The 24337-nt window shown below is 73.5% G+C and carries 9 protein-coding genes and 4 pseudogenes; 4 read left to right on the plus strand and 9 right to left on the minus strand.

Annotated elements, in window-relative coordinates; genetic code table 11:
• Positions 1–579 precede the first annotated feature (579 nt).
• The 6 genes and pseudogenes from F6B93_RS23650 to F6B93_RS00760 all read right to left on the minus strand — a co-directional run bounded on the left by F6B93_RS23650 (position 580) and on the right by F6B93_RS00760 (position 18898).
• Positions 580–6549 carry a hypothetical protein gene (locus F6B93_RS23650; RefSeq protein WP_246541184.1) on the minus strand — a complete coding sequence of 1990 codons (5970 nt, stop codon included), beginning with the start codon at positions 6547–6549 and terminating at the stop codon, positions 580–582.
• Positions 6473–7730, minus strand: a pseudogene (locus tag F6B93_RS23655) (hypothetical protein); the annotation flags it as partial. The gene F6B93_RS23650 and the pseudogene F6B93_RS23655, both read right to left, overlap by 77 nt.
• Positions 7662–11572, minus strand: a pseudogene (locus F6B93_RS23660) (hypothetical protein); the annotation flags it as partial. The pseudogenes F6B93_RS23655 and F6B93_RS23660, both read right to left, overlap by 69 nt.
• Before the next feature lie 180 nt (positions 11573–11752).
• Positions 11753–14797: pseudogene (locus F6B93_RS23665) on the minus strand (PE family protein); the annotation flags it as partial.
• Between the two features lie 1348 nt (positions 14798–16145).
• Complete coding sequence (locus F6B93_RS00755; RefSeq protein ID WP_211697202.1) at positions 16146–17438, minus strand: threonine/serine exporter family protein; 1293 nt, start codon at positions 17436–17438, stop codon at positions 16146–16148.
• 80 nt (positions 17439–17518) lie between these two features.
• A complete protein-coding gene (locus F6B93_RS00760) occupies positions 17519–18898 on the minus strand; it encodes an adenylate/guanylate cyclase domain-containing protein (protein ID WP_246540952.1) in 1380 nt (459 codons plus the stop codon).
• A 140-nt stretch (positions 18899–19038) separates the two neighbouring features.
• On the opposite strand from F6B93_RS00760, the gene F6B93_RS00765 reads away from it, so the two are divergent.
• Positions 19039–20559 carry an FAD-binding oxidoreductase gene (locus tag F6B93_RS00765; RefSeq protein ID WP_211697203.1) on the plus strand — a complete coding sequence of 507 codons (1521 nt, stop codon included), beginning with the start codon at positions 19039–19041 and terminating at the stop codon, positions 20557–20559.
• A gap of 52 nt (positions 20560–20611) precedes the next feature.
• Positions 20612–20937, plus strand: a pseudogene (locus F6B93_RS00770) (transposase); the annotation flags it as partial.
• Between the two features lie 151 nt (positions 20938–21088).
• On the opposite strand, the gene F6B93_RS00775 reads toward F6B93_RS00770, so the two are convergent.
• The 3 genes from F6B93_RS00775 to F6B93_RS00785 form a co-directional block, all read right to left on the minus strand.
• Entirely contained in the window at positions 21089–21484 is a 396-nt protein-coding gene (locus F6B93_RS00775) for a type II toxin-antitoxin system VapC family toxin (RefSeq protein WP_211697204.1), read from the minus strand.
• On the minus strand, positions 21481–21714 hold the full coding sequence (locus F6B93_RS00780; protein ID WP_211697205.1) for a type II toxin-antitoxin system Phd/YefM family antitoxin: 234 nt from the start codon (positions 21712–21714) through the stop codon (positions 21481–21483). The genes F6B93_RS00775 and F6B93_RS00780 overlap by 4 nt, the downstream gene beginning before the upstream one ends.
• 247 nt (positions 21715–21961) lie before the next feature.
• On the minus strand, positions 21962–22579 hold the full coding sequence (locus tag F6B93_RS00785; protein WP_211697207.1) for a TetR/AcrR family transcriptional regulator: 618 nt from the start codon (positions 22577–22579) through the stop codon (positions 21962–21964).
• A 100-nt stretch (positions 22580–22679) separates the two neighbouring features.
• On the opposite strand from F6B93_RS00785, the gene F6B93_RS00790 reads away from it, so the two are divergent.
• A complete protein-coding gene (locus F6B93_RS00790; RefSeq protein WP_211697208.1) occupies positions 22680–23429 on the plus strand; it encodes a class I SAM-dependent methyltransferase in 750 nt (249 codons plus the stop codon).
• A gap of 79 nt (positions 23430–23508) precedes the next feature.
• The gene (locus F6B93_RS00795; RefSeq protein WP_211697210.1) at positions 23509–24285 is read left to right on the plus strand and encodes a peroxiredoxin family protein; all 777 of its coding nucleotides are present in this window, start codon (positions 23509–23511) and stop codon (positions 24283–24285) included.
• Positions 24286–24337: the final 52 nt, after the last annotated feature.

The raw sequence follows: 24337 nt of genomic DNA on the forward strand, positions 1-24337 counted from the left end.
TGAGTCTTAGCTGGGGTTTGGTGATGGCCGGCGCACTCGTGCCGGAGTTGGGTTTCTTCCGTACTCGCTTGGGCGGAGCGTCATACGAGACGGATCGAACTATCGCATCGGAAAAAAATCCGCGCGCGATATACAGACCGCGCGACTACCCACAGCGTCTTTCGTCGAGGTTCCGGTACTGGTCGTTGTGTCGCGACTGCGCCCCGGCGCGGAATTATTGTTGAGCGAATTGACGCGGCTCACCGCCCAGACGTCGTCCTGACCGCATCCTCGATCTCCTCGCCGAGCAACCAGTCACATTGACGACCAGCCAGGGTCAGTCGCCCGGCTCAAGGCGACCAAACACCCCCTAGGCAGAGACCGATCGGATCATTCTCGAGCCTCCAGCGATGCCAATGTCACGCTCGATCGGCCGGCGGGCTCGCTGTTCTAGATCCGCTGCCGATTGGTCCGCCGTCCCGACAGAGGGACACCAATCCATGACGGTCATCGGACCAGTCGCGCCGATGGTGCAGCAACGGTTGGCAATCCGACTCGGCCCGCTATCGACACCATCGTGGCGCCGTATGCCTCCAATGATCAGGCGATGCCGCCCGTGCCGCCCGCGCCGGCGGTGCCGCCCGTGCCGCCACTGCCGCCGGTGCCGCCGACGGGAGGATCGCCGGGATCGCCCGGGCCTCCCGTACCGCCGGTCCCGCCGGGGTTGCTGCCGCCGATGCCGCCGTCGCCACCGTTGCCGCCGTCGCCGCCGGTTCCCCCGGTGCCGCCGCTGCCGGTACCGGAACCGCTGCCTCCGCTGCCACCTGAGGCGCCTACGGCACCGTTTCCGCCGTCGCCGCCGTCTCCGGGGTTTCCACTCTGCTGGGCGTCGCCACCGTCGCCGCCGGCGCCGCCGGTGCCGCCCTTGCCGCCGTCGCCGCCGTCCCCGTCGCCGCCAGCGCCGGCGTCGCCGCCTTTGCCGCCGACGCCGGCCGCACCGCCGGCGCCTCCGGTACCGCCGGCCTCGCCGGGGGTGGCGCCGGAGCCGCGACCGTCACCCGCGCCGCCCGTGCCGCCGGTGCCGCCGATTCCGCCGGTTCCGCCGTCGCCGCCGCCGCTCCCGCCGGTCCCGCCCTCGCCACCGGCGCCAGCCGCGCCGCCCATCCCGCCGGTGCCGCCGTTCTGGCCGCCCTCGCCGCCGGTGCCGCCGGTGCCGCCGATACCGCCGGTTCCGCCGGTGCCGCCGTCGGTGCCGCCGGTCCCGCCGATCCCACCGGCTCCGCCAGCACCGCCTTGGCCGCCGGGGCCTTCACTTGAGCCGGAGCCGCCGAAGGGCCCGTCGCCGCCGACACCGCCGATACCTCCGGCACCGCCGGTACCGCCAGTGCCCGCGCCGGCGCCGCCGGTACCGCCGGCGCCGCCAGTGCCGCCAATGCCGCCATTGCCAGACGGGACGCCGGGGAGTGAGCCGGAAGCGGGTCGGCTGCCGGCGCCGCCAGCGCCGGCAGCGCCGCCTTGGCCGCCGGTTCCCCCACCGATTCCGCCAATGCCGTCGCCGCCAGCGCCGCCGGCTCCGCCGTCGCCGCCCGCTCCACCGTCTGTTCCGGGTGTGCTCGTTCCGCTTACGGTGCCGCCGTTGGCGCCTTGGCCGCCGGCGCCGCCGATTCCGCCGGTCCCGCCGGTGCCATTGACGCTGCCGGCGCCAGCGGTGCCACCCGCACCGCCCGTACCGCCGTCGCCGGCGTCGCCGCCGTCTTGATTGGTGCCGCCGGTGCCGCCGTCGCCGCCTTGGCCGCCGATTCCGCCGGTTCCGCCGTCGCCGCCGGCGCCTTGGATGCCACCGGTACCGGCGCCCGCCAAACCGCCGTCGCCGCCAGTCCCGCCGGCGCCGCCGCTGGCGCCCTGGCCGCCGGTGCCGCCGCCGGCGGCACCGGCCGTACCGGCTGCGCCGGCGCCGCCGGTTCCGCCCTTGCCGCCTTGGCCGCCGTCACCGGAGCTGCCGTCGGCGCCCGCGGTCGATCCGGACCCGCCCGTACCGGCCGTGCCGCCGGCCCCGCCGGCCCCGCCGATGCCGCCCACTCCGCCGGCTACGTCCGGTGTGGTGCTGAAGCTGCCGGTGCCGCCGGTGCCGCCTTGGCCGCCGGTGCCGGCATCGCCGCCTGCACCGCCGCTGCCGGTACCGGTGCCGGTGCCGCCGGTGCCGCCGGTGCCGCCGGTGCCGCCTTGGCCGCCCGCGCCACCGGTGCCACTGCCAACGCCAGTCTCACCTTGCTCGGCGTCACCACCGTCGCCCCCGAGGCCGCCGGTGCCGCCGTCGCCGCCTTTGCCGCCGTCGCCGTTGCCGCCGGCGCCGGCGTCGCCGCCCTTGCCTCCGGCGCCGGCCGCCCCGCCGGCGCCTCCGGCGCCGCCGGGGTCGCCGGGTTGGGCGACGACGCCCATTCGATCGTCGCCTCGGCCGCCGGTTCCGCCGGTTCCGCCCGTTCCGCCGTCGCCACCGTCACCGCCGCCGCTTCCGCCGGTCCCGCCGTCGCCGCCGGTGCCGGCCGCACCGCCTATCCCGCCGTCTCCGCCGAACGTTCCGGCGATGCCGCCGGCGCCGCCGTCACCGCCGATGCCGCCAGTGCCGCCGGCGCCGCCGTCGGTGCCGCCGGTCCCGCCGGCGCCGCCGTCGCCGCCAGCACCGCCTTGGCCGCCGGGGCCGTCACCGTTGTCCAGGCCAGTAGGACCGTTACCGCCGATACCTCCAATACCGCCGGCACCGCCGTTACCGCCGGTACCGGCACCAGCGCCACCGGTACCGCCGGCGCCGCCGGTTCCGCCGCTGCCGCCAGTGCCGGCTAGGACGCCAGCGGACGAGCCGGGGGCGGGTTGGCCGCCGTTGCCGCCGTCACCGGCAGCGCCGCCTTGGCCGCCGGTTCCCCCACCGATGCCGCCGATGCCGTCGCCGCCGGCGCCGCCGGCTCCACCGGCGCCGCCGGCTCCACCGTCTGTTCCGGGTGTGCTCGTTCCTGTTGCGGCTCCGCCGTTGGCGCCTTGGCCGCCGGTGCCGCCGTCGCCGCCGTCGCCGCCGGTGCCGTTAACGCTGCCGGCGGCGGCGGCGCCACCCCCACCGCCGGTCCCTCCGGCGCCGCCGTCGCCACCGTCTTGATTGACGCCCCCGAGTCCGCCTTGGCCGCCGCCGCCGCCAGCACCGCCGGCGCCGCCATCGCCGCCGGCACCGCTAACGCTGCCGGTACCGGCGGTGCCACCCGCACCGCCGTCGCCGCCAGATCCGCCGATTCCGCCATTCTGGGCGGTGCTGCCGTTTCCGCCGGTTCCGCCGGTTCCGCCGGTCCCGCCGATTCCGCCGTCGCCTCCGATGCCGTTAACGCTGCCGGCACCGGCGTTACCGCCCGCACCGCCGTCGCCGCCGGTTCCGCCGCTACCGCCATTTTGGCCGGTGGTGCCGTTTCCGCCCGCACCGCCGGTTCCGCCGGTTCCGCCGGCGCCGCCGTCGCCGCCGGCGCCTTGGATGCCACCGATACCGGCGCCCGCCAGACCGCCGGCCCCGCCGTTTCCGCCGGTTCCGCCGGTGGCGCCTTGGCCGCCGGTACCCCCTGCGGTGCCGCTGCCGCCGGCACCGCCGGCGCCGCCGGTTCCGCCGGTTCCGCCGTCGCCGGAGGAGCCGTCAGCTCCGGTGGTGGATCCGGTTCCGCCGAGGCCGGCGTCGCCACCGGTGCCGCCGATGCCGCCCTGACCCCCGCTACCTCCTGCGGTATTCGCGTTGGCGCTGTTGTCGGTTCCCGCGCCGCCGTCACCACCTTGGCCGCCGGTGCCGCCGTCACCGCCTTGGCCGCCGGCGCCTTGGATGCCGCCGGTACCGGCGCCGGCCGCGCCGCCGGTGCCGCCGGCTCCGCCGCTGCCGCCGGTGGCACCCTGGCCGCCGGTGCCGCCGCCGACCGCTCCAACTGCACCTTCGCCGCCGTCGCCGCCGTGGCCGCCGGCTCCACCGGAGCCGCCGTCACCCGAGGAGCCGGCGGCTCCGGTGGTGGATCCGGTGCCGCCTATGCCGGCGTCACCACCCACGCCGCCGTTGCCGCCTATACCGCCAGCGCCGCCGTTGCCGCTGCCGCTGCTGCCGTCGCCGCCGGTGCCGCCTTGGCCGCCGGTTCCGCCATCGCCGCCTTGGCCGCCGGCGCCTTGGCTGCCGCCGGTGCCGGTACCGGACGCGCCGCCGGCGCCGCCGGCTCCGCCAGCGCCGCCAGCGCCGCCAGTATCGCCGGCTCCGCCAGCGCCGCCACCGGTCGTCCCGGCGGTGCCGATGCCGCCGGCCCCGCCGTCGCCGCCGATACCACCTTGACCACCGTCGCCGGCGGACCCGTCGGCGCCCGCGGTGGAGCCGGTGCCGCCTTGGCCGGCGTCGCCGCCGGTGCCGCCGACGCCGCCTTTACCACCGGCCCCGCCGTCGGTGCCCGGGGTGGCGCTGTTGTCGGTGCCCGCACCACCTTGGCCACCAGCACCGCCGGTGCCGCCGTCGCCGCCTTGACCGCCGGCGCCTTGGGTGCCGCCGGCACCGAGGCCTGTCGCGCCCCCGGCTCCGCCGGTGCCGCCGGCACCGCCGGTGGCGCCTTGGCCGCCGTCGCCGCCACCACTGGTGCCGGCCGTGCCCGCACCACCGGCACCGCCGGTGCCACCGGTGCCGCCGACGCCGCCATCGCCGGCGTTGCCGTCAGTGCCCGCGGTGGAGCCGGTGCCGCCTTGGCCGGCGTCGCCGCCGGTGCCGCCGACGCCGCCTTTACCGCCCACACCGCCGGCGGTGCCCGGGGTGGCGCTGTTGTCGGTGCCCGTTCCGCCGGTGCCACCTTGACCGCCGGTGCCGCCGTCGCCACCCGCACCGCCGGCGCCCTGGGTGCCGCCGGCACCGAGGCCGGTCGCCCCACCAGCACCGCCGGCCCCGCCAGCGCCGCCGGCCGCGCCCTGGCCGCCGTCGCCGCCATCGGCAGCCCCGACCGTGCCGGCTCCGCCCGCGCCGCCGGTGCCACCGGTGCCGCCGACGCCGCCATCACCCGCGGAGCCGTCAGTGCCCGCGGTGGAGCCGGTGCCGCCGAGGCCGGCGTCGCCGCCGGTGCCGCCGGTGCCGCCTTTACCGCCCACACCGCCGGCGGTGCCGTCGTTGGCGCTGTTATCGGTGCCGGCACCACCAGCACCACCGATCCCGCCGGTGCCGCCGTCGCCACCCGCACCGCCCGCACCCTGGGTGCCGCCGGCACCGAGGCCGGTCGCCCCACCAGCACCGCCGGCCCCGCCAGCGCCGCCGGCCGCGCCCTGGCCGCCGTCGCCGCCATCGGCAGCCCCGACCGTGCCGGCTCCGCCCGCGCCGCCGGTGCCACCGGTGCCGCCGACGCCGCCATCACCGGCGGTACCCGCCGCGCCCGCGACCGAGCCGGTGCCGCCTTGGCCGGCGTCGCCGCCGGTGCCGCCGGTGCCGCCTTTACCGCCCACACCGCCGGCGGTGCCGTCGTTGGCGCTGTTATCGGTGCCGGCACCACCAGCACCACCGATCCCGCCGGTGCCGCCGTCGCCACCCGCACCGCCGGCGCCCTGGGTGCCGCCGGCACCGAGGCCGGTCGCGCCCCCGGCTCCGCCGGTGCCGCCGGCCCCGCCGGTCGCGCCTTGGCCGCCGGTACCGCCGCCGGTCGTGCCGGTGGTGCCGATGCCGCCGGTGCCGCCGGTGCCGCCCTGGCCGCCGGTGCCGCCGTCGCCGGCGTTGCCGTCGGTGCCGGCGGTGGAGCCGGTGCCGCCTTGGCCGGCGTCGCCGCCGGTGCCGCCGACGCCGCCTTTGCCGCCGGCGCCGCCGTTGGTGCCCGGGGTGGCGCTGTTGTCGGTGCCGGCACCCCCGGTGCCACCTTGGCCGCCGGTGCCGCCGTCGCCACCCGCGCCGCCGGCGCCTTGGGTGCCGCCGGCACCGAGGCCGGTCGCCCCACCGGCACCGCCGGTGCCGCCGGCCCCGCCGGTCGCGCCTTGGCCGCCGGTACCGCCGCCGGTCGTGCCGGTGGTGCCGATGCCGCCGGTGCCGCCGGTGCCGCCCTGGCCGCCGGTGCCGCCGTCGCCGGCGTTGCCGTCGGTGCCGGCGGTGGAGCCGGTGCCGCCTTGGCCGGCGTCGCCGCCGGTGCCGCCGATGCCGCCTTTGCCGCCGGCGCCGCCGTTGGTGCCCGGGGTGGCGCTGTTGTCGGTCCCGGCACCACCAGCACCGCCGATGCCGCCGGTGCCGCCGTCGCCACCCGCGCCGCCGGCGCCCTGGGTGCCGCCGGCACCGAGGCCGGTCGCCCCACCGGCACCGCCGGTGCCCGCCGTCGCCGCCGGTCGCGCCTTGGCCGCCGGTACCGCCGCCGGTCGTGCCGGTGGTGCCGATGCCGCCGGTGCCGCCGGTGCCGCCCTGGCCGCCGGTGCCGCCGTCGCCGGCGTTGCCGTCAGTGCCGGCGGTGGAGCCGGTGCCGCCTTGGCCGGCGTCGCCGCCGGTGCCGCCGATGCCGCCTTTGCCGCCGGCGCCGCCGTTGGTGCCCGGGGTGGCGCTGTTGTCGGTGCCGGCACCACCGGCACCGCCGATGCCGCCGGTGCCGCCGTCGCCACCCGCACCGCCGGCGCCCTGGGTGCCGCCGGCACCGAGGCCGGTCGCCCCACCGGCACCCCCGGCCCGCCGTCGCCGCCGGCCGCGCCTTGGCCGCCGGTCCGCCATCGCGCGCCCACGGTGCCGGCACCGCCAGCCCGCCGGTGCCACCGTGCCGCCGACACCGCCATCACCCGCGGACCCGTCAGCACCCGCCGCGGAGCCGGCGCCACCGGTGCCGGCCGCCCCACCGGTGCCGCCGATGCCGCCGACACCGCCGGCCCCGCCCGCGGTCCCGTCGTTGGCGCTGTTATCGGTCCCGGCACCACCTTGGCCACCAGCACCGCCGGTGCCGCCGTCGCCACCCGCACCGCCGGCGCCCTGGGTGCCGCCGGCACCGGTACCGGTCGCGCCGCCGGCACCCCCGGCACCGCCGTCGCCGCCGGCCGCGCCTTGGCCGCCGGTACCGCCATCGGCCGCGCCCACGGTGCCGGCACCACCGCACCGCCGGTGCCACCGTACCGCCGACACCGCCATCACCCGCGGACCCGTCAGCACCCGCCGCGGAGCCGGCGCCACCGGTGCCGGCCGCCCCACCGGTGCCGCCGATGCCGCCGACACCGCCGGCCCCGCCCGCGGTCCCGTCGTTGGCGCTGTTATCGGTCCCGGCACCACCTTGGCCACCAGCACCGCCGGTGCCGCCGTCGCCACCCGCACCGCCGGCACCCTGGGTGCCGCCGGCACCGGTACCGGTCGCGCCGCCGGCACCCCCGGCACCGCCGTCGCCGCCGGCCGCGCCTTGGCCGCCGGTACCGCCATCGGCCGCGCCCATGGTGCCGGCACCACCGGCACCGCCGGTGCCACCGATACCGCCGACACCGCCATCACCCGCGGACCCGTCAGCACCCGCCGCGGAGCCGGCGCCACCGGTGCCGGCCGCCCCACCGGTGCCGCCGATGCCGCCGACACCGCCGGCCCCGCCCGCGGTCCCGTCGTTGGCGCTGTTATCGGTCCCGGCACCACCTTGGCCACCAGCACCGCCGGTGCCGCCGTCGCCACCCGCACCGCCGGCGCCCTGGGTGCCGCCGGCACCGGTACCGGTCGCGCCGCCGGCACCCCCGGCACCGCCGTCGCCGCCGGCCGCGCCTTGGCCGCCGGTACCGCCATCGGCCGCGCCCATGGTGCCGGCACCACCAGCACCGCCGGTGCCACCGATACCGCCGACACCGCCATCACCCGCGGACCCGTCAGCACCCGCCGCGGAGCCGGCGCCACCGGTGCCGGCCGCCCCACCGGTGCCGCCGATGCCGCCGGTGCCGCCGGCCCCGCCCGCGGTCCCGTCGTTGGCGCTGTTATCGGTGCCGGCACCCCCGGTGCCACCTTGGCCGCCGGTGCCGCCGTCGCCACCCGCACCGCCGGCGCCCTGGGTGCCGCCGGCACCGGTACCGGTCGCGCCGCCGGCACCCCCGGCACCGCCGTCGCCGCCGGCCGCGCCTTGGCCGCCGGTACCGCCATCGGCCGCGCCCACGGTGCCCGCACCACCGGCACCGCCGGTGCCACCGATACCGCCGACACCGCCATCACCCGCGGACCCGTCAGCACCCGCCGCGGAGCCGGCGCCACCGGTGCCGGCCGCCCCACCGGTGCCGCCGATGCCGCCGACACCGCCGGCCCCGCCCGCGGTCCCGTCGTTGGCGCTGTTATCGGTCCCGGCACCACCTTGGCCACCAGCACCGCCGGTGCCGCCGTCGCCACCCGCACCGCCGGCACCCTGGGTGCCGCCGGCACCGGTACCGGTCGCGCCGCCGGCACCCCCGGCACCGCCGTCGCCGCCGGCCGCGCCTTGGCCGCCGGTACCGCCATCGGCCGCGCCCACGGTGCCCGCACCACCAGCACCGCCGGTGCCACCGTACCGCCGACACCGCCATCACCCGCGGACCCGTCAGCACCCGCCGCGGAGCCGGCGCCACCGGTGCCGGCCGCCCCACCGGTGCCGCCGATGCCGCCGACACCGCCGGCCCCGCCCGCGGTCCCGTCGTTGGCGCTGTTATCGGTCCCGGCACCACCTTGGCCACCAGCACCGCCGGTGCCGCCGTCGCCACCCGCACCGCCGGCACCCTGGGTGCCGCCGGCACCGGTACCGGTCGCCCCACCGGCACCCCCGGCACCGCCGTCGCCGCCGGCCGCGCCTTGGCCGCCGGTACCGCCATCAGCCGCACCCACGGTGCCCGCACCACCAGCACCGCCGGTGCCACCGATACCGCCGACACCGCCATCACCCGCGGACCCGTCAGCACCCGCCGCGGAGCCGGCGCCACCGGTGCCGGCCGCCCCACCGGTGCCGCCGATGCCGCCGACACCGCCGGCCCCGCCCGCGGTCCCGTCGTTGGCGCTGTTATCGGTCCCGGCACCACCTTGGCCACCAGCACCGCCGGTGCCGCCGTCGCCACCCGCACCGCCGGCACCCTGGGTGCCGCCGGCACCGGTACCGGTCGCGCCGCCGGCACCCCCGGCACCGCCGTCGCCGCCGGCCGCGCCTTGGCCGCCGGTACCGCCATCGGCCGCGCCCACGGTGCCCGCACCACCAGCACCGCCGGTGCCACCGATACCGCCGACACCGCCATCACCCGCGGACCCGTCAGCACCCGCCGCGGAGCCGGCGCCACCGGTGCCGGCCGCCCCACCGGTGCCGCCGATGCCGCCGACACCGCCGGCCCCGCCCGCGGTCCCGTCGTTGGCGCTGTTATCGGTCCCGGCACCACCTTGGCCACCAGCACCGCCGGTGCCGCCGTCGCCACCCGCACCGCCGGCACCCTGGGTGCCGCCGGCACCGGTACCGGTCGCGCCGCCGGCACCCCCGGCACCGCCGTCGCCGCCGGCCGCGCCTTGGCCGCCGGTACCGCCATCGGCCGCGCCCACGGTGCCCGCACCACCAGCACCGCCGGTGCCACCGTCACCGCCGACACCGCCATCACCCGCGGACCCGTCAGCACCCGCCGCGGAGCCGGCGCCACCGGTGCCGGCCGCCCCACCGGTGCCGCCGATGCCGCCGACACCGCCGGCCCCGCCCGCGGTCCCGTCGTTGGCGCTGTTATCGGTCCCGGCACCACCTTGGCCACCAGCACCGCCGGTGCCGCCGTCGCCACCCGCACCGCCGGCACCCTGGGTGCCGCCGGCACCGGTACCGGTCGCGCCGCCGGCACCCCCGGCACCGCCGTCGCCGCCGGCCGCGCCTTGGCCGCCGGTACCGCCATCGGCCGCGCCCACGGTGCCCGCACCACCAGCACCGCCGGTGCCACCGTCACCGCCGACACCGCCATCACCCGCGGACCCGTCAGCACCCGCCGCGGAGCCGGCGCCACCGGTGCCGGCCGCCCCACCGGTGCCGCCGATGCCGCCGACACCGCCGGCCCCGCCCGCGGTCCCGTCGTTGGCGCTGTTATCGGTCCCGGCACCACCTTGGCCACCAGCACCGCCGGTGCCGCCGTCGCCACCCGCACCGCCGGCACCCTGGGTGCCGCCGGCACCGGTACCGGTCGCGCCGCCGGCACCCCCGGCACCGCCGTCGCCGCCGGCCGCGCCTTGGCCGCCGGTACCGCCATCGGCCGCGCCCACGGTGCCCGCACCACCAGCACCGCCGGTGCCACCGTCACCGCCGACACCGCCATCACCCGCGGACCCGTCAGCACCCGCCGCGGAGCCGGCGCCACCGGTGCCGGCCGCCCCACCGGTGCCGCCGATGCCGCCGACACCGCCGGCCCCGCCCGCGGTCCCGTCGTTGGCGCTGTTATCGGTCCCGGCACCACCTTGGCCACCAGCACCGCCGGTGCCGCCGTCGCCACCCGCACCGCCGGCACCCTGGGTGCCGCCGGCACCGGTACCGGTCGCGCCGCCGGCACCCCCGGCACCGCCGTCGCCGCCGGCCGCGCCTTGGCCGCCGGTACCGCCATCGGCCGCGCCCACGGTGCCCGCACCACCAGCACCGCCGGTGCCACCGATACCGCCGACACCGCCATCACCCGCGGACCCGTCAGCACCCGCCGCGGAGCCGGCGCCACCGGTGCCGGCCGCCCCACCGGTGCCGCCGATGCCGCCGACACCGCCGGCCCCGCCCGCGGTCCCGTCGTTGGCGCTGTTATCGGTCCCGGCACCACCTTGGCCACCAGCACCGCCGGTGCCGCCGTCGCCACCCGCACCGCCGGCACCCTGGGTGCCGCCGGCACCGGTACCGGTCGCGCCGCCGGCACCCCCGGCACCGCCGTCGCCGCCGGCCGCGCCTTGGCCGCCGGTACCGCCATCGGCCGCGCCCACGGTGCCCGCACCACCAGCACCGCCGGTGCCACCGATACCGCCGACACCGCCATCACCCGCGGACCCGTCAGCACCCGCCGCGGAGCCGGCGCCACCGGTGCCGGCCGCCCCACCGGTGCCGCCGATGCCGCCGACACCGCCGGCCCCGCCCGCGGTCCCGTCGTTGGCGCTGTTATCGGTCCCGGCACCACCTTGGCCACCAGCACCGCCGGTGCCGCCGTCGCCACCCGCACCGCCGGCACCCTGGGTGCCGCCGGCACCGGTACCGGTCGCGCCGCCGGCACCCCCGGCACCGCCGTCGCCGCCGGCCGCGCCTTGGCCGCCGGTACCGCCATCGGCCGCGCCCACGGTGCCCGCACCACCAGCACCGCCGGTGCCACCGATACCGCCGACACCGCCATCACCCGCGGACCCGTCAGCACCCGCCGCGGAGCCGGCGCCACCGGTGCCGGCCGCCCCACCGGTGCCGCCGATGCCGCCGACACCGCCGGCCCCGCCCGCGGTCCCGTCGTTGGCGCTGTTATCGGTCCCGGCACCACCTTGGCCACCAGCACCGCCGGTGCCGCCGTCGCCACCCGCACCGCCGGCACCCTGGGTGCCGCCGGCACCGGTACCGGTCGCGCCGCCGGCACCCCCGGCACCGCCGTCGCCGCCGGCCGCGCCTTGGCCGCCGGTACCGCCATCGGCCGCGCCCACGGTGCCCGCACCACCAGCACCGCCGGTGCCACCGATACCGCCGACACCGCCATCACCCGCGGACCCGTCAGCACCCGCCGCGGAGCCGGCGCCACCGGTGCCGGCCGCCCCACCGGTGCCGCCGATGCCGCCGACACCGCCGGCCCCGCCCGCGGTCCCGTCGTTGGCGCTGTTATCGGTCCCGGCACCACCTTGGCCACCAGCACCGCCGGTGCCGCCGTCGCCACCCGCACCGCCGGCACCCTGGGTGCCGCCGGCACCGGTACCGGTCGCGCCGCCGGCACCCCCGGCACCGCCGTCGCCGCCGGCCGCGCCTTGGCCGCCGGTACCGCCATCGGCCGCGCCCACGGTGCCCGCACCACCAGCACCGCCGGTGCCACCGATACCGCCGACACCGCCATCACCCGCGGACCCGTCAGCACCCGCCGCGGAGCCGGCGCCACCGGTGCCGGCCGCCCCACCGGTGCCGCCGATGCCGCCGACACCGCCGGCCCCGCCCGCGGTCCCGTCGTTGGCGCTGTTATCGGTCCCGGCACCACCTTGGCCACCAGCACCGCCGGTGCCGCCGTCGCCACCCGCACCGCCGGCACCCTGGGTGCCGCCGGCACCGGTACCGGTCGCGCCGCCGGCACCCCCGGCACCGCCGTCGCCGCCGGCCGCGCCTTGGCCGCCGGTACCGCCATCGGCCGCGCCCACGGTGCCCGCACCACCAGCACCGCCGGTGCCACCGTCACCGCCGACACCGCCATCACCCGCGGACCCGTCAGCACCCATCACCCAGCCGGTGCCGCCTTGGCCGGCGTCGCCGCCGGTGCCGCCGACGCCGCCTTTACCACCGGCCCCACCGGTGGTGCCCGGGGTGGCGCTGTTATCGGTGCCCGCACCACCAGCACCGCCGATGCCGCCGGTGCCGCCATCCCCACCGGCGCCACCGGCACCCTGGAAGGCACCGGTGCCGCCGCCGGTGCCGCCGTCACCACCGGACCCACCAGCGAACCCGGTATCGCCGGTGGCGCCGGGAGCGGCGGCGTCGGCGCCGCCGGCGCCGGTACCGCCATGGCCACCGGCACCGCCATCACCACCAAAACCAGCAGTACCCGCATCGCCGGGTTGGCTGAAGATATGGCGGGCGCCGCTGGCACCGGCCTGGCCGGCCGCCCCACCGAGACCACCGTCACCGCCGTCACCACCGACACCGGTGATGCCCTCAGCCCCGGCGCCCCCGGCCCCACCGGTGCCGCCGATCCCGCCGGCTCCACCGGCTCCACCGGGTCCGAACAGCAGCGCGGCGCGGCCCCCGGCCCCGCCATCACCGCCGAGCCCGCCGGCGCCACCGTCACCACCGGCGGCGCCGTCGCCGACGCCGTCGGCACCGGCCTTGCCCGCACCCCCGGCCCCGCCGGCCCCGCCGTCACCACCACGCATGAATAACCCGCCGCGCGCGCCGGCGCCTCCGGAACCGCCGTCACCGCCGACGCTGCCGGTCGTGGCTGCCATGCCTCCGGCACCCCCGGCGCCACCGGCACCACCGACGCCGAACAGCCACCCCGGATTGCCGCCGTGACCACCATCGCCGCCGGCGATACCGGCATCGCCGATCCCGCCGGCCCCACCGGTGCCGCCAGAACCGAACAGCTGCGCGGCCTGGCCCCCGCTACCGCCAGTCCCGCCGCCAATACCACCGGCGCCGCCGTGACCGCCAGCACCGATGAACAGACCGCTGTTGCCGCCCGCACCGCCAGACCCACCACCGATACCGCCAAATCCGCCGGCACCGCCATCACCGATCAACAGACCGCCGGTGCCGCCCGCCCCACCGGCCCCACCATCAGTGCCGCCGAATCCGCCCACGCCACCATCACCGAACAACCACCCGCTATTACCCCCGTCGCCGCCGCCGGAGCCACCGGACCCGCCGGCGCCACCGGCACCACCATTGCCGAACAACAAGCCACCGCTACCACCGTCACCACCGCCGACACCGCCGATGCCGCCATCGCCGAACACCAGGCCCCCACGCCCACCAGCGCCACCGGCGAACCCACCACTGTCACCACCGGCGCCGCCGTCACCGCCACGGCCCCACAACCCCGCGTTGCCACCGGCCCCACCGGCCTGCCCGGAGCCGCCGGCCCCGCCAGCGCCACCGCTGCCGAAGATCAATCCACTATCACCGCCGACGCCGCCGGCCCCCCGACCGCTACCGCCCGCACCGCCATCGCCGAACAGCCACCCGCCGTTACCGCCGTCACCGCCACCAAAACCACCGCCGAAGCCACCGGCGCCGCCATCGCCGAACACCCAGCCGCCGTTACCGCCGTCACCGCCGCCGAAGCCACCGGCGCCGCCATCGCCGAACACCACGCCTCCGCGGCCGCCGGCGCCGCCGACGAACCGGCCGCCGTCGCCACCGGCGCCGCCGTCCCCGCCACGGCCCCACAACCCCGCGTTCCCGCCGGCCCCACCGGTCTGACCAGAGCCGCCGGCCCCGCCAGCACCACCACTGCCGAAGAACACGCCACTGTGCCCGCCCGCACCACCGGTGCCACCGCCGGCACCCCCGGTGCCCCCGGCGCCACCGATACCGCCGTTACCGATTAGCCAGGCACGTCCGCCCGCACCACCGGTGCCGCCACCGATCCCGCCGGACCCGCCGTTACCGCCACTGCCATACAGCCACCCACCAGAGCCACCGGCGCCACCGTTAGCGCCGATACCGCCCGCACCGCCGTTGCCGCCGTTGCCCAACAACCCGGCCGACCCGCCGGCCCCGCCGGCCTGCCCCGGTGCCCCGGCGGCGCCGCTGCCGCCGCTACCTAACAGCAGCCCACCATCACCACCGGCGCCACCTGGAGTGGTCGCATTCGCGCCATCGCCGATCAGGGGGCGGCCCAACAAGGCCAGGGTGGGGCCGTTGATCAGGTTGAGCAGGGTCTGCTCGACGTTGGTGGCCTCCGCGGCCGCATACGACGCCGCGCCGCCCTGCAGCGTCTGCAGGAACTGTTCGTGATAGGCGGCGACTTGGGCGCTGATCGCCTGGTACTCCTGGCCGTACATGCCGAACATGGCCGCGATACGCGCCGAGACCTCATCGGCACCGGCGGCCAATACCTCGGTGGTGGCCGCGGCCGCCGCGGAGTTCGCGGCTTCCAGGGTCGAGCCAATACTCGCCAAATCCCCGATCGAGGCGGCGAGCAGGTCGGGGGTTATCGATACAAACGACACGGGGCGGCTCCTGAGTAGTTTGCAGCAGCAGTGAACGACCGTCGTACTCACACGATTGATGCGATTGTCATTTCGAAACGTATTGCGTCGCCGTTGGCTGGTTAGGTGGTTCGGCTTCTGCCCGTGGCTGGCCCCGGTGGTATTGGCCCAAGATTTGTGGGAGTCATTCAGCCCTCTTGTGGGCGGGAGGTGGCATGACGCGAGCAGTCGTCCTCGCCGTGCTGAGAGTTGACCGGCTGCTGGTCAAAAAGGCGAAGACACCGCGTTGGCGTGCGGCGAGTCGCGTAATCGCACGATGACTCGTCACCGAGCATGTCGGGTATTTGCCGGCACGAAGACCGGGAACGCCACACGACCCAGAAATCGCCTCAGACTGGACCACACCTCGGGGTGCTCGTATTGGTCATGCATCAAACACTGTTGAGCAACGGAAATCGGCATCTCAAGACCGCTGTGCACCGGACTGCGATGAACCAGGCACGCAAACCAGTCAGTACCTGCCTTTGCTCACACAAGAGCTAGAGTCACCGCGACTTGTCTGCCACTGCGCCGCTTTAGAATTGACGACATGGCGGCGATAGGCGGTTTGGACGTCGCCGATGATCTCGGCCCGGCGCGGTGGCTGGCCGAAAGCGTGCAGGGGCGCCTGCCGCGGGTCGCGTCCGATCTCTCCCCAGAGGTGTAGCATGCGGCCGACTCAGCGACCCGTGAGGCCACGCCGCAACACCTTGCCGCGCGGGTCCTAAGCAGTTAATTCTCTTGCACACCAACGGTTTCAGTGATCGGCCGGCGTCGCCGCCGCCATCATGCCGCCGGGTCGGCCCGAAGCTGCCCGGTCCGGCCAACCGTGAGGCCGGCCTCGTCGGGCACAACTGGCGCCGAGGCGCTCACACCCAACTGACAGCCGACGGCCAGCGCCACGTCAAAATCGCTTGATATCACTGATTGGACCGGCCCTGTACACCTACGGCGGCTGTGGAACGTGACCATCGTGGGGGAACCGTGACCGCACCGACCAAACCACGCAGTGCGCCGCAAGCCGATCGAGAGATTGATCTCGACGCTATCGCGTGGCAATTCCTGTGCTCCGACTACGCCACCCCGTCGTATGTGCAATGGCCGCTGGACCGCCGACTCCAGGCCTACCTCGACCGCGATGGGTTGACCGAGATCGCTAATAACGGGAGGGCTTACGCGACGGTCTTCGACCGTGTCATGAGATCGATCGGTCTCGCTATAAACCGCGGGGTGCTACCGTCGCCACACCCAAGGCCAGCGCCGCTGACGGTACCGACCGCGTGATCGACTGACCCGGCCAGTCACCAATGTTCGGCGAGACGGTTCGCCGCTAACGGTGTCTTCGATGCCCGTTGCCCCTGAACGTGTGGAAAACACTGAAGCCGACCAGCGTTCCGAGTGCGATGGACAGGACCGCATGGACGCTTAGTCCCAGTGTCTCGACGTTCGGCGCGTGACCGGTGGCGGCCCCACCGAGCGACATGAAGCTCAACGCCCCGGGAACCAATGACCAGAAGCCAGCAAGAATTATCACGATCGCCGACGGCGATGTGCGGATACGTGACGCCAGCTCGGCGAAGGGCACAACGAGCATTGCGCCGACGGCACCGGCATAGGGCGCCGCTACGGCTAGTGCGCCGAGTTGCTGGCCGATGAGCGCGACGCCGACCGCCGCAACCAGCCAGGGCAGTGAGCTGCGGGGTGCGGACAAATAGATGTAGAGCCCGACGGCGATCACCACAATGGCCGCGTAGAGCGCCCACGGGCCCATCGCCGGCGACGGCGGTTGGGGTGGCAACCTACCCGCGATGTGGATGCCCAGCGCCACTCCGAACGCCAGAAGTGCCAGTTGGGTAAGCCCGTACACCAGCCGACTGGCGCCCGCGAGGATCTCCGAACTCGCCAGCTCCATGGCACCGATTGTCAATGCCATCCCAGGCAGCACGGCCACGAGCGCGGGGGTGATCACGCGTAACAAGCCATCGTTGGCGACTTCGGCAACGAACCACGTCGCCAAGATGGTGACAACGAATGCCGACAGCGTCGGCAGCACCGGGTTCAGCGACGGGAATGGTCGACCGAGCATGGTGATCGCGCCGACCACCAAGCCGAGGAAAAGGTAGCCGGGCAACGCCGCCCAGGTCGGGTTGATCACCATGCCGAAGCCGACGGTTGTAAGGCCGTAGCCCACGACTGTCGTCACCACACCGAAACGAGGACGCATCTTCCGGGCCACGGCGATTGCCTCGACAGCGTCGGCGGGGGTAATCGCACCGAACTCGGCGAGATCAGTGATGTCATCGATGCGTCCTGCGAGGTCGAGCTGCAGCGTGTAGGCGCTGGATACCTCCACCTCGTAGCCGATATTGCCGACCTGCACCACCAGCCCGGTCGGTAACGTCATCACCCGCACGGGCTCGTCGGTGTAGTTCGCGGCGATCCGCACCAGCCGCGCGGCGACGACCTGGGTGGGTTGTTCCACCTCGAGCAGCGCGATACCGATTTCCCGAAGCATTGCCGCGACGTCGGCGTCGCCGCGACTGCCGCCGCCCGGCAGCGCCTCGGGAACCTGTTTGCGCAGCGACCACGACCACCGCAGTACCGCATCCCAGAAATCGGACATGGCGCCATTGTTTTACGACCACCGACACTGCGCACCCTCATGCGCCCGACCAGGTATAAGTGGTCGACCGCGCCGCTCCGCTACCGCGGGAGTGGAGCCGTACGCGAGGCCGGCTCGGCCACAACCGTGTGAAGGCGCCAGCGACCGGGCACACCTTTGAGCTCGTGCTCGCCGGCCTCGGCGAACGTACGCTGCGATCCGCTAACGATCTCGCGGACCGTCGAGGACACCAACACCTCACTCGGTTTTGCCAGCGCCGCCACGCGCGCGCAGATGTGCACCGCCATGCCGGCGACATCGGCTCCGCGCATCTCGACCTCGCCGGCGTGGATGCCCACGCGCACCTCGATGCCAAGGGGGCGGACCGCGTCGAGGATGGCGTTCGCACAGTCAATCGCGACGCTGGGGCTGGTGAAGGTGGCAACGAACCCGTCGCCGGCGGTGTTGACTTCGCGACCGCGGAACCGTTCCAGTTCGTGGCGGACGATGCTGTCGTGGTTGTCGAGAAGGTCGCGCCACCGGTGATCGCCGAGCGCCGCAGCGCGCTCGGTGGAGCCGACGATATCGGTGAACGCGATCGTAGTCAGCACCCGCTCGGCCTCGAACCCGCCACGTACCCCGGTAATGAACTCCTCGATCTCGTTGAGCAACGTAGCGGTGTCGCCCGCCCAGTACAGCGTGTCTGCCCCCGGCAGCTCGAGGTAGCGCGATCCCGCGATGTGCTCAGCGAGGTAACGACCATGTCCGACCGGCAGGAAAGTCGAGCTGTCGCGATGCAGGACCAACGTCGGCGCGATGACGCTGGCGAGCCGGTCGCGCACATCGGCCCGTCCCACGATCGTGTTGACCGCCCGGGCTACGCTCGGCGACATCGCGCGGTTGCCCGCGAGATCCCACCAGGTACGAAATGCGTCGTCGGCGGCGACGCTTGGGGCAATGATCTTGAGTGTGTCGAATCCCCGTTCGAGTGCATCCGGCTCGATCGCCTCCGTGGTGAACGGACTGGTCGAGCTGATCTCGGCGCCCGCCGGATAGTCGGGTGCCCACAGCATCCGTGCCATGCCGTTGACAATCACCAGGCTGCGCACCCGGGCTGGGTAGTCGGCGGCCAGGACCAGGCCCGTCATCGCGGTGAAAACCGGCGCGAAGATCGTGGCCTGCTCGCATCCCACCGCATCCATCACCGCGATCACGTCTTCGGCCCAGAATGTCGGCCCAAGCACGTCGGTGGAAGGGGCGCGTGACGACATGCCGATTCCGCGGTGATCGAGCCGGATTACCCGGCTGAAAGACGCGAGCCGTCGATGGAAGTGGTACATCGACGGCTCGGCGTCGACTGAATCGATCGGGATCGATGGGCCCGCCAGCACCAGCAGATCGATTGGGCCATCACCAAACACCTGGTAAGCGATGTCCATGCCGCCGCACTGGGTGTAATGCGTCCGTGGAACCTGCGCCACGGTGTCAGGCTAGCTCAGGCCACCGACGAACTCGCCGAGCGCCCGACCGGCTTGTTCTCTGATGGGTTGGCATGTCAGTTCTCACGCGACACGTCATGCGTCACCGCGTTTTTTGTCGTCGCGTGGTTGACAATGCCGACATGACGCTTTCGCGCGATGGTGCCGGCCCGCAGCGCCCGGCTGCGCCGGGCGCGCGACCGGTGGGGGGCGGGAACCCGAGGACGGCGCCTGATATCTCACGTCAGACACTTCTGCGCGGTGCCGCCGGAGCTCTGGCCGCCGGAACGGTTTTCGGCTCGGTCCGGGCCGCGGCGGATCCGAATACTCCTGGCTGGGAAGGTCTTTCGGCCGCTATCGGTGGGCAAGTGTTACGACCCGACGACGGTCCCCAATTCGCAACGGCCAAACAGGTTTTCAACACCAACTACAACGGCTCGACGCCGGCGGTGATCGTTACCGCGACGTCCCAGGCGGACGTACAAAGAGCAATGGCGTTCGCGGCCGCGCACAACCTGAAAGTCGCTCCACGCAGCGGTGGGCACTCCTATGTGGGTGCGTCCACGGCGAACGGAACCATGGTGCTTGACCTGCGTCAGCTGGCCGGCGGAATTCGGTATGACGAGGCCAGCAACCGGGTCACGGTAACACCGGCGACGGGTTTGTATGCGCTGCACGAGGCACTGGCCGCGGCCGGCCGGGGTATCCCGACGGGTACCTGCCCGACGGTCGGGACTGCGGGCCACGCTCTGGGGGGTGGTCTGGGCGCCAATTCCCGGCATGCCGGCTTGCTCTGCGACGCGTTGACCTCGGCGTCGGTCGTGCTGCCGAGTGGTAAGGCGGTTACCGCGTCCGCGGGCAGTCACCCCGATCTGCTGTGGGCGTTACGCGGCGGCGGTGGCGGCAACTTCGGCGTGACAACGGCGCTGACGTTTGCCACGTTCCCGATCACCGACCTCGACGTCGTGAACCTCAATTTCCCGCCCCAGTCCTTCGCGCAGGTCCTTGTTGGTTGGCAGAAGTGGCTGCGTACCGCCGACCGAAACAGCTGGGCACTGGCCGACAGCACCGTTGATCCAATGGGTACCCATTGTCGGATCCTGGCGACCTGCCCGGCTGGATCGGGTAGCAGCGTTGCCGGTGCGATCAGTTCCGCAGTGGGAGTGCAACCGATCGGGACTGAGAACCGCACATTCAACTACATGGACCTGGTGCGGTATCTGGCCGCCGGGAACCTCAACCCAGCACCGCTGGGATATGTCGGGGGATCCGATGTGTTGCCCACCATCGACGAGGCCACCGCCGCGGGAATCGCCTCGGCCGTCGATGCCTTTCCTCGCGGCGCGGGTCGCGCGTTGGTAATCATGCATGCACTCGACGGCGCACTCGCGAGTGTGGCACCGGGGGCCTCGGCGTTTCCGTGGCGCCGGCAGTCTGCGCTGGTTCAGTGGTATGTCGAAACATCCGGTTCGCCGTCAACGGCGACCGGCTGGCTCACCACGGCGCACCGCGCGGTGGGAGCGCATTCGGTGGGCGGCTATGTCAACTATCTCGAGGTGAACCAGCCGCCGTCGCGGTACTTCGGCCCGAATCTATCCCAGCTCAGTGCCGTGCGACGCAAGTATGATCCGGGCCAGGTCATGTTCTCGGGGCTGACGATCTAGGTGACTACTAAGCCATCGCCGCTCACGTGGGCCCGCTGTAGTGGTCCAGTCTTTGTGCGACTCGAACAAGCGCTGGCGGCACACGCCGGATCAGATCATCCGCAAGCTCGCCGAAGGCAACAAGCTCCTCGCATCCGGCCAAGAGCTCAATGAGGTGTGCCGGCACCTGGAGATCGCCGAGTCGACGTGGCATCGCTGGGTGGCCCAGTAAGGCGGCATGAAGGCCAACGACGCCAAGCGGCCCAAAGAACTCGAGGCCGCAGCCGCCCGGCTCAAGAAGCTGGTCGCCAACCAGGCCCTCGACATTGACATGCTCAAGGACATCTCGGCGGGAAACTTCTGACCCCGAATCGCAAGCGCCGCTCGCAGCACTTTCTGGACTGGTCACTGGATGCGGCCGCCTTTCTCTGCGGCTGTTGCGTGCGCGATCGACCACACGAGCGGGTGGGCAAGGGGGCGCCGAGGCCTGGGAGTCGCCGGAATCGGGGGCGACTCACGTCCTTCTCTTCCGCGCTTCTCTTCCGCGCGCTTATCGGATCTTGATTACTGCGGTGAGAGCGCCGGTGGTGACGCGGTCGTCACTGGTCGCGATGGTTAAACCGCGGCGGGCCGCTTGAGCGACGATCATGCGGTCGAATGGGTCTTTGTGGTTCCAGTTGAGCTGACCGGCCAGCAGCGCATCGGCTGAGTCGATCCCCAGATCTGCGGCGTTCATGCTCGCCAGCGTTTCATCCCAGGCAGACAGGAGCGGCGCGCCGTCGAGGCGTCCGATCCGCGTCTTGATTGCCACCTCCCAGGCTGAAGCTGCGGACACGGCTAGTTCGTTGGTTTGGTCGGCAAGAGTGTCGAGTGCGGAGGTGGCGATTTTGTCCGGTGTTGAGACCAGCCACAAGAGCACATTTGTGTCCAGCAAGATTGCGGTCATGAGGCCGGTTCCCAAGCGGCCAGCTCGTCGGCGGGTAGCGGATCGTCAAATGTGTTTGGCACAACCAGGTTGGGGAACTGCCCAAAGCTGCGTGGCGCGGCCCGGGCCGGTGACAGCACCGCAACTGGCCGGCCGTGGTTGGTGATCGTGAGCGACGCGCCTGTTCGTTCCACTTCGGCCAACAAAGCATTCAGGCGCGTCTTCGCTTCCGTGCTGGAAATTGACCTCACGGTGCAATCATACACCAATAGCACTAGTCGGAATAGTCCGATCAAATTGGCTCGGGGGAGAGGATCTTGTCCAGTTGGTTGGCGGCGCCAACGGGAAGGAAGTCCGCGAGAACGGTCTTGTGGGTGTGACAATGCGTGGATCGGTGCGCGCCACATGCACTGCCCCGCAGCCGGATTGCGCTGATGCGAGTTTGGACAACGCGGGTCGCAAGCGGGCCAGTCCGACCACGCCCACCCCCTCACCGCGTTAGCTACCTCTGTGGCGCGATTGGGTGAGACTGGGCATCAGGACGTCATCAACGAGGGCTTGGACGGTGGCATCGGTCGGGGGCCGACCAGGAATCAGGGCGCGACACACGATGTAATTGGGCAGCAGGTCCCAAAGTTCGTCGCTGATCGCTTCCGCCTCGATCTCGCCCCGCTCGACTCCTTTCTGAAGGACGCGGTGGATCAGCGCTTTACGTTGGTCCACGAACGCTTGCTGAAGGGCGTCGCCAATAGCGGGATTGCGCGCAATCTCGGTCAGAACGGCCGCCATGGTGCTGGCGTGTCGGCGCGCCTGTTGACAAATCGCGAACCCCAGACGCAGGAGATCTTCGCGCAGCGAGCCGGTGTCAGGGGCGATCGCTACTTGGCGGATGCCGTCGGTCACCGCCGCGAGCACCAACTCGGCTTTCGAAGGCCAGCGCCGATACACCGTCGCCTTGCTCGCCCGTGCGGTGGCGGCGACCGCATCTACCGTCAATCGGTCATATCCGTGTTCTTGCAGCAGACGCAACGTCACTGCAAGTAGCTCGGCCTCGCGCTCCGACCGCGGCGACGATGCCGTGGGCTCGGCAGGACGATCCGAGGCGGTCTGGGTCACAACCTCTACCTTAGAACACTTGCGATAGTACGGTACCGTACCGTACTATCTCGTTATTGCCAGATGTCCCACAGGTGGACGGAGACGAGGAGTGTGAACGATGTCCAGTGCGGTACAACCAGACTTTGATGCCATCTACCGGGGCGGGTCCGAGCCCGGAATAGCAACATTGGCGCCATGGGACATTGGCGGTCCGCAGCCGGTGGTGCAGGAGCTGGTTGCCCACGGCGCGGTGCGCGGCGAAGTGCTCGACCCGGGGACTGGGCCGGGCCACCACGCGATCTACTACGCGTCAAAGGGCTACTCGGCCACGGGTATCGACGCCTCGCCGGCTGCGATCGAGCGGGCCCGGCGCACCGCCGAGACTGCCGGGGTTAGCGTGGACTTCCAGGTAGCCGACGCAACTACGTTGGACGGGCTGGAGAATCGATTCGACACCGTGGTCGACTGCGGCTTCTACCACGTCTTTCAAGAGGACGAAGACACCCAGAAACGATATGCGCAGGCGCTCCATCGAGCCACCAAACCCGGTGCGCGGCTTTATCTCTTCGAGTTCGGCTGCCAAAATGTTAACGGCCTCCAGTGGTCGGGACTGCCGGGCCTGGCGGCGGAAAACTTCGAGCGGGTCCTGCCCGCATCTGGCTGGCGTATCGCGTATCTGGGGACCACCACGTATCAAGCCCGTTTAAGCCCCGAGATGTTCGCCGCGATGGCCGAGTTGAGCAGTGACACGAAGTTCATGGCGGGAATGAAACCCGTGCAGGATCAACTCCAAGTTCTGGCACCGCTGCTGCAAGACCATGTGGTTCATTTGCCATTTTGGAGCGTGCACGCAGCCCGCATCGACTGATCGAGAAACTGGCTGCGGCATCTGTAAGTTACCCCGGTCTTGGGCATTCGGATCTTGAAACACAGCGTGAGGAGCGGTAGTGACCACATCTGATTCAGGGGCGCCGGGCATGTTCGCGCGCGGCGGCACGGATTCCCCGGCCCGGGACGTGGCACTGGCCTACAACTATGCGCGCTTCCGCCCGAGTGAGCAGCAGCGGGAGCAGATTCTGGTTCACGGCTTGGGTGGGCCCAAAATTGGTGATCTGGCAACTGATTTCCGTGCCACCGACCTCGATGGAACTGAGGTGGCGTTGTCCGACTTCCGCGGCAAGGTCGTCGTGCTGGAAACTGGTAGCGCGAGCTGCCCGATGTTCGAGCAACACATCACCAGGATGAACGCGCTGGCCTACCGGTTTCCCGACGTAGTGTTCCTGGTTCTCTACACCCGGGAGGCCCACCCCGGCAGTAACCTTCGGCCGCACCGCAGCCCGGCTGACAAGATCGCCGCCGCGACCTTGCTGCGCCGGCAAGACCAGGAAGGCCGCCGGATCCTCATCGACTCCCTCGACGGCGAGGTACATCGTGCCTATGGCAGCATGCCCAACACCGTTCACCTGATCGATGCGGATGGCACCGTGGTGTTTCGCAGCATGTGGAACGACCCCACGACAGTAGGGGAGGCTCTCACCAAGATGGTGGCCGGTGCCGATCCCAGTGAGCTGGAACCACGGTTTCGGCCCGCGCCTCCCGCGGTGATGTGGCGCATCCTGCGTCGTGCCGGACGGCAAGCGTTGTGGGACATGGCGTTGGCCAGCCGCAAACTGTGGCGGCCCCTGGGCGCGGCGGCCCGCGGTGGCCGGTTCCCGCTTCGGTGAGCATCCCACCGCACGCGACAGCCACCGTGCCACGGCCCAGACCGCGGTGGTC

This window comes from Mycobacterium spongiae (assembly GCF_018278905.1).
Taxonomy (GTDB): domain Bacteria; phylum Actinomycetota; class Actinomycetes; order Mycobacteriales; family Mycobacteriaceae; genus Mycobacterium; species Mycobacterium spongiae.

Bases quoted from the DNA above. Each gene is read 5' to 3' on its own strand.
- F6B93_RS00765 (WP_211697203.1), top strand. From the start codon at position 19,039: ATGACGCTTTCGCGCGATGGTGCCGGCCCGCAGCGCCCGGCTGCGCCG.
- F6B93_RS00775 (WP_211697204.1), bottom strand. From the start codon at position 21,484: ATGACCGCAATCTTGCTGGACACAAATGTGCTCTTGTGGCTGGTCTCA.
- F6B93_RS00755 (WP_211697202.1), bottom strand. From the start codon at position 17,438: ATGTCCGATTTCTGGGATGCGGTACTGCGGTGGTCGTGGTCGCTGCGC.
- F6B93_RS00790 (WP_211697208.1), top strand. From the start codon at position 22,680: ATGTCCAGTGCGGTACAACCAGACTTTGATGCCATCTACCGGGGCGGG.